Origin of the sequence: Rubripirellula obstinata (assembly GCF_001642955.1) — a bacterium.
GTDB classification, from domain to species: Bacteria; Planctomycetota; Planctomycetia; order Pirellulales; family Pirellulaceae; genus Rubripirellula; species Rubripirellula obstinata.
Window position 1 is genome coordinate 22757 of record NZ_LWSK01000069.1, and the last position, 6954, is coordinate 29710.

Below are 6954 nucleotides of genomic sequence, written 5' to 3' on the forward strand. Positions count from 1 at the left end.
CGGTGTGCGTTAAGTGAATCGTTCTCTTGCAATCGTTAAATCTTGAATCATCTGTTGTTTCATTTGCTTCTTTCGAGCGTCGTCGGGCATCCGCAGAATCGCTGCCGGGTGCCAGGTTGCAATCGTGTGGGCGCACCAATCGGTGGCGGAAAATTGTCCACGGCTTTTGGTGATTTGAAAGTCGCGGCCAAACAATGCCTGAGCCGCCGTTGCGCCCAGGCAAACGATCACGTCGGGTGCGATCGCTGCGATCTCGGCCTCCAACCAAGGACGGCAAGCAAAGATCTCGCGTGAATCAGGTTTCTTGTGCAGCCGGTGTTTGCCTCGCCCGCCCGAACCTTCCTTTTCAACAAACTTAAAGTGCTTGACAACATTGGTGACGTAAATGTCGCCGCGTTCGATTTGTGCGGCACCGAGCATTTCGTTTAGCAACGATCCGGCTGGTCCCACGAATGGTTGTCCCGCGATGTCTTCCTGATCGCCCGGTTGTTCGCCGACGATGATCATCCTGGCATCGTGACTTCCTTCGCCAAAGACCGTTTGCGTTGCCGGGCCGTGCAGCGGGCAAGCCTTGCAAACCATCGCGGCGCTGCGAAGCTTTGCAAGGTCCAACGATTCGTCGCCGAGCATTTCTGGAAAGTAGCTTGTCGCTGTTTCAGCGATCCCTTCGCTGCGCTCGATCATATCATCGACTCGCGCCGGAGCATCACGAAGTAGGTCGTCGATCAAGGCAGCTTCCGGAAGCGTTGCCCAATGCCGGACTGGCATTTCGCGTTTCATGGTCGCCACTTTCACGCGAGCCGGGTTGAAGATCGAGGCGTAATAAGTCAACCAAAGCTCTTCCAATGCGTCTTCGTCGGGTGCTTCCGTGACAGGAACACCGGCACCGTATTCCAGGCGTTGTTGATCCCAGCTAACCGATTCATCAGGCGTCAAAATCGTCCAGTTCATCGCTTTGAAACGACGTGAAAAGAACGGCGCTGCTAAGCGAACGATCCTGTGATCAGGCCGATGCCAAGCGATATAGTTTTCCTGACCAGATTCGGATTCCACCTTTCGGAACCGCACAAACGCCTTCATCTTGTGAACGTCACGGGTGACTGCTTTTCGCATTTGCGTCAACGAATGCACGTCATCATCGGTGACGATTTCGAGCAGATGTTTTTGCTCGTGACAGATTCGCCACAGCGTTCGGTAGAGGATTTCCCAACGGCTGGGATTGCGATGGCAGGCTACCGTTTGTGCAAGATCCAGGAACTTTGGCGGAACGGTGAAGGAAGGCTTGGACGCGGATTGGTCTGTTTCTACTTCGTCGCCGAACAGGCTGGGCTGTTGCGTTTCGTTGGTCCACGCAATCGCCGATGGCTCAACACCGGCAACCATCAAACGACGAGCTTCGGTGCGCCAGGATTCGAATGAGTCGGCAAAAACAAATTGCGTCATCGTTTGGCCAACTCACACTTCCCCGGTCATGGCCGAACTGGCGGCATCGAACAACATCAACTGTTGCGTCTTGGGTTTGACCTTGCCCGCCAGATCCAGCTTGTCCAAATCTGCCAAGCCGGGATTGTGATCACTGGTCGTCACAAAAACCTTTGCCCGATTCCAAGCCACACGAAGCTTCTTCATATCCTCGGTTCGCAAGGCACGATGCCGCCGAATTTTGATGATGCGATCGACGCTGCGAACACCGATGCCGGGAATCCTAAGCAGTTCCTCTCGACTGGCTCGGTTGACATCGACGGGGAAGTAATGGCGGTTGGCAAGAGCCCAAGCAAGTTTGGGATCAATGTCTAGCGATAAATTCTGATCCGCTTCAGCAACAATCTCGCTGGCTTCGAATCCATAGAACCGCATCAACCAATCGGCCTGATACAGTCGATGCTCGCGAATCAGTGGCGGCGATTGGCCGGGCAATCTGGCATCCGCGTGCGGGATGGGGCTATAGGCCGAATAGTAGACGCGGCGGAGTCGTTGGTCGGTGTACAGCGACGAAGCAGTCTTCAAAACTTCCACGTCCGGCGTGGCGGTCGCGCCGACAATCATTTGCGTGCTCTGGCCGGCTGGCGAGAACCGTGGTGGCTTGAACCCAGCCTTGGTTTCCTGCTTGTACTCGTCAATCTTTTTTCGGATTCCCGTCATCGCTCCCACAATTTGAGGCTTCTTCTTTTCAGGAGCCAGTTGAACGAGATCACTTTCAGTCGGCAACTCGATATTCACACTCAACCGATCCGCCCATCGTCCTGCCTCTGCAATCAACGCTTCGGACGCATTGGGGATCGTCTTTAAATGAATGTAACCGCCGTAGTGATGTTGCGTGCGAAGCTTCTTTGCGACCGACGTCAATTGCTCCATCGTGTAGTCGGAGTTTTGAATGATTCCAGAACTGAGGAACAAGCCCTCGATGTAGTTGCGTTTGTAGAATTCCATCGTCAACGAAACGACTTCATCGACCGTGAACCGGGCGCGAGGTGTATCGCTGGAAATTCGGTTGACGCAGTACTGGCAATCGTAAATGCAGTAGTTGGTGAGAAGGATTTTCAGAAGCGAAACGCAGCGACCATCAGGCGTGTAGCTATGGCAAATCCCCATGCCCTCGGTGCTGCCGATTTCGGATCCTTCGCGGGTCGATTTGGAGCCGCTGCTGGCGCAGGACGCATCATATTTCGCAGCGTCCGCGAGAACAGCAAGTTTGGCCTGGACGTCCATGCATTGAATAACCGGTGAGAGGCAGATTTTGATAGTGTATCAGCTTCGACAACCCATCTTTTGCCCTGCACTCTGCCGCATTTCGCTCTACTCAGCACGGTCTACCGCTTAGTCACCAATCACATTGCTTGTTGATATTGATCAGTTGACCTAATTCCGGCCGACGCTGGGAAGAGGCAAGAACTGAACCAATCGCGATTCATGGTTGAATTTCTACTACTGCATCGCGGCAGATTGTTACAATAAGATGAGAGTAGTCAGATGTTTCGCAAGGACCAAATGAAAGCTATTGAGGGCGACGAAACCACATTGCGACTTCAACCGATTCTCGCCGAGATGCGTCTAATCGATCCTTCACGTTCGTTTCGTTCAATCGTTGTAGGGTCTTTGAGCTTTGCAAGTTGGTTCGGCTTGGCGTTTGTCGCTGCAATGTTGACACATGCTTTCCAAGCGAATCGTCTCTACGGGGTTGAACCTTTTGTCCAGGACAAGCCTTATCGGATCGTGCTTTTCACTCCGCGAATCCCCAACGATCACTTCTGGGGACCATTCGCGGAATTTATGGATGAGGCCGCCACAGATCTGGGCATGGAATTGGAAGTGCAATACGCCGCCAGCAGTCGCAACTTAATGCAGGCCCAGATTCTGGATGTCTGCGCAGCACAAGACAAACCCGATGCGATTGTTTTCCAGAGTTTCAAACGAGGTGGCGTCAAGTTTTTAAAGATCGCCAACCGTCACGAAGTCACAGCATTACTGGTCAATGCGGGACTGAAAAAACAATTGGCCGAAGTGATCGGCGAACCTCGAACGAGTTTGCCATACTGGCTTGGCGAAGTATTACCAGATGACTTCGAGGCTGGCTTTCATCTTGCGAACGCTTTGATCGATGAAGCGCGGCGCGTGCCGCAGCGGATCGGAGAAGATGGAAAGGTGCATATCATCGGTTTGATCGGAGTCATTTCCGATGGTGCCTCCACCCAACGACTCGCGGGTTTGCAAGACGCCATCGCGAAACGTTCCGACGAAGCTGTGCTGGATCAAGTCGTGGCCGCGGATTGGAACGAAGAATTGGCAAGGCGACGGTGTCGCGTGCTGCATCGCAGATATCCCGATGCATCGGTCGTTTGGTCAGCCAGTGACCCGATGGCAATCGGAGCAGTCAATGCCATCTCTGACCGAAAGCTCGTTCCGGGAAAGGATGTCATCATCGGAGGCGTCGATGCAACGCCGGAGGCCATGGAATTGATCGAGCAGGGGAAGATGTTCGCCAGCGTCGGCGGGCATGTCTTGGATGGCGGATGGGCGGCGGTGCTTTTGCACGATTTCTTTCATGGCATCGATCTGGATCGCATTCCCAAGCGGTCTTCATTGGCAATGCGACTGGTCACTCGAGAGAACCTTGGCACCTATCGAGCTATTTTCGATCGTTCGACTTGGAAAGATATCGACTTTCGCAAGTTTTCATTAGTTCACCAACCTGATCAAAAAGGTTACCAGTTTGACATTCGTGAATTAGTAACAAAGCAACATCAGGATCAGTCGCAATCAGCTAAGCTGCAAGAATGATGGCGGAAGAATAACGGCGGAAAAGCATGGTTGATCATCAAACCGAATCGAAACACCACAACAGCGTCGATGAACGCGGGATCACGCTTCGTTATGTGATCGCATTGGTGACCACGATTTTGATCACGCTGGGCGTGTTTGGTGCAGTGGCGGGCTTGTTTACGGTATCAAAATTCGACGAAAAAATCCGCGAACAGGTTGATCGCAGCGCCGCGTCGATTGCAACCAGCATTGCGACGCCGTTGTGGAATATCGACGAGGGAACGATCGGTGATCTGCTGGGCGTCAGTTTAACGAATGAAGAAATACAGTACGCCGAGGTCACCGACGGGAGCGAGATCCTGGCAATGCGACGCCAACCGGGATCGCCCGATTGGAACTTATTCGACTATTCGCGATCGTCATTGCACGCGATCGCCACGTCGAATGTCGAATACGAAGGTCAAGTGATCGGCCAAGTCAGTCTGGTGATGTCGCGCCGCGCTGTCACGGACGAGATTCGGCGGGATCTATTGTTCGCGATCACGCTAGGATTAGTGATGTCGCTTGCCGTTTCAGGAACCTCGATTCTGATCACTCGGTTGTTTGTCTTTAAACCGCTGCGGCGGCTGAAGAACGTTGCACTGCGTGAAGAAGAACGAGCGGAAGCAGCCAACCAGGCCAAGAGTGAATTCTTGGCATCGATGAGCCACGAAATTCGTACACCGATGAATGGAATCATCGGCATGACAGAATTGTTGCTCGACACGGATTTAACGCACGAGCAACGCGATCACCAAAATATCGTCAAGCAATCCGCCGAAGCCTTGATGCAAATCCTGAACGACATTCTTGACTTTTCAAAAATCGAAGCCGAGAAACTAGAACTCGAAACGATCGATTTCTCTCTGCGAGAAACGCTTGGCGATACCTTGCTGACGATCGCGAACCGATCATCTGAAAAAGGTTTAGAACTTGCCAGTCGTATCCCGGCCGATGTTCCCGATGCGTTGGTGGGTGATCCCACACGTCTTCGCCAGATCGTCATGAACTTGACTGGCAATGCGATCAAGTTCACCGACGAAGGTGAGGTTGTCGTTGATGTTTCGGTGCAATCGCGAAGCGACACTGACTTGACGCTCTGTTTCGCGGTGCGAGATACCGGCATTGGTATTCCCAAGGAAAAGCAGGACGCTGTTTTTGGCAGATACAGTCAGGCCGATAGCACGACGACGCGGCAGTTTGGTGGGACGGGGTTGGGACTCACCATCTCGCGACGGCTGACCGAATTGATGGGCGGAAAAATCTGGTTGGAAAGTGAAGTTGGAAAAGGAAGCGTTTTTCGCTTTACGGCTCATTTTGGCATCGCCGACAGTGCTGGCTCGACAAACGTTTTGCCTTCGCTTTCAGGTCAACGTGTGTTGATTGTCGACGACAACGCAACCAGTCGCCAAGTTCTTTGTGACATGCTGAGATCTTGGGGACTGACCGCCGCGACTGTCGCCGATGCAAACGCCGCGCTGACCGAATTGCAACAAAGCAAACAGGCGGGAAATCCATACGACATCGTTTTGGTTGACGTCGTCATGCCCGAAATCGATGGGTTGTCCTTCACTGAAAAACTGCGTCAGCATTCCGACCCGGCGGTGTCATGCACCAAGGTCGTCTTGATGACTTCGGCATCACAGCGATTCGACAGTGGCCGCGCACGCGAATTGGATGTCGTGCGATGCATCCCCAAACCCGTGAAAGATTCAACGCTTCTTCAGGCGATCAACATGGCGACTGGAAACGCGGAAGTTGCGTTGACCGCCGCTGCTGTTTCGCCGATCCAAGCGTCGGGTTTGCCTGCCCACATTCTGCTAGTCGAAGATGGATTGGTGAATCAGAAGGTTGCAACTCGATTGCTAGAAAAACAAGGCCATTCGGTTGTGGTTGCGAGCGATGGGCAACAAGCCATCGAATCGCTCTTTCCGCCTGGCAGTTCAGTGGAAACAGAGCAAACGATGTTCGATCTTGTTTTGATGGACGTTCAAATGCCGGTGATGAACGGATTGGATGCGACACGCGAAATACGTTTGATTGAACAAAACCGCGGCGGACACATTCCCGTCTTGGCGATGACAGCGAACGCGATGAAGGGTGATCGTGAAGCATGCTTGGATGCCGGGATGGACGACTACGTTTCCAAGCCAATCAAATCAGAAGAACTGTTCGCCAAAGTCCAACGCTACGCCCATCACGAAAATGGGGCATGAATCGACACTTCTCGGTGAACTCCCGCTTGCGTGCTGCCGATCAAAGTGAGCCTCGGGCGCGTAAGCGGCAGGGCCCACTCCACCCTCTACTCTCCCGCTTGCGTGCTGCCGATCAAAGTGAGCGAAAAGGCTTGCGATCAGGTTTTTTCCCGTGACAAATACGGTCTGTAAGCAACCCACCAAAACCTAAGGAACGAGCGAAAAATTAGTGTCGGCTTTCGCAGGGGACGTCGTATTAATTACTGCCGGATTGGTGTCGTCACTCATCCCGAGGGAAGTCGAACAAATCAATGCAAATTGTCGTTGATCGATCCGCGACCATAACGTTCGTGAATAGTCCCGGCGGGACGGAAGCTCTCTGCCGGGGATGTAAATCCCCGGATGGCAGCGTTATCTCTCACTAATTCTCTGGCTCGGTTTCGCGGCTACGCCGCGAAAC

At 53.0% G+C, this 6954-nt stretch carries 4 protein-coding genes; 2 read left to right on the plus strand and 2 right to left on the minus strand.

All coding sequences use genetic code 11. From position 1 onward, the window contains the following. Positions 1 to 9: 9 nt before the first annotated feature. Positions 10 to 1443: a UdgX family uracil-DNA binding protein gene (locus RC85_RS16490; RefSeq protein WP_068264806.1), complete on the minus strand. Its 1434-nt coding sequence runs from the start codon at positions 1441 to 1443 to the stop codon at positions 10 to 12. A gap of 12 nt (positions 1444 to 1455) precedes the next feature. Beyond that, on the minus strand, positions 1456 to 2709 hold the full coding sequence (locus RC85_RS16495) for a putative DNA modification/repair radical SAM protein (protein WP_068264808.1): 1254 nt from the start codon (positions 2707 to 2709) through the stop codon (positions 1456 to 1458). A gap of 279 nt (positions 2710 to 2988) precedes the next feature. Between RC85_RS16495 and RC85_RS16500 the strand changes: the two genes are divergently transcribed. Continuing rightward, a complete protein-coding gene (locus RC85_RS16500) occupies positions 2989 to 4278 on the plus strand; it encodes an ABC transporter substrate-binding protein (protein WP_160148220.1) in 1290 nt (429 codons plus the stop codon). 26 nt (positions 4279 to 4304) lie between these two features. Then, a complete protein-coding gene (locus RC85_RS16505) occupies positions 4305 to 6515 on the plus strand; it encodes a response regulator (RefSeq protein ID WP_235033454.1) in 2211 nt (736 codons plus the stop codon). Positions 6516 to 6954 lie beyond the last annotated feature (439 nt).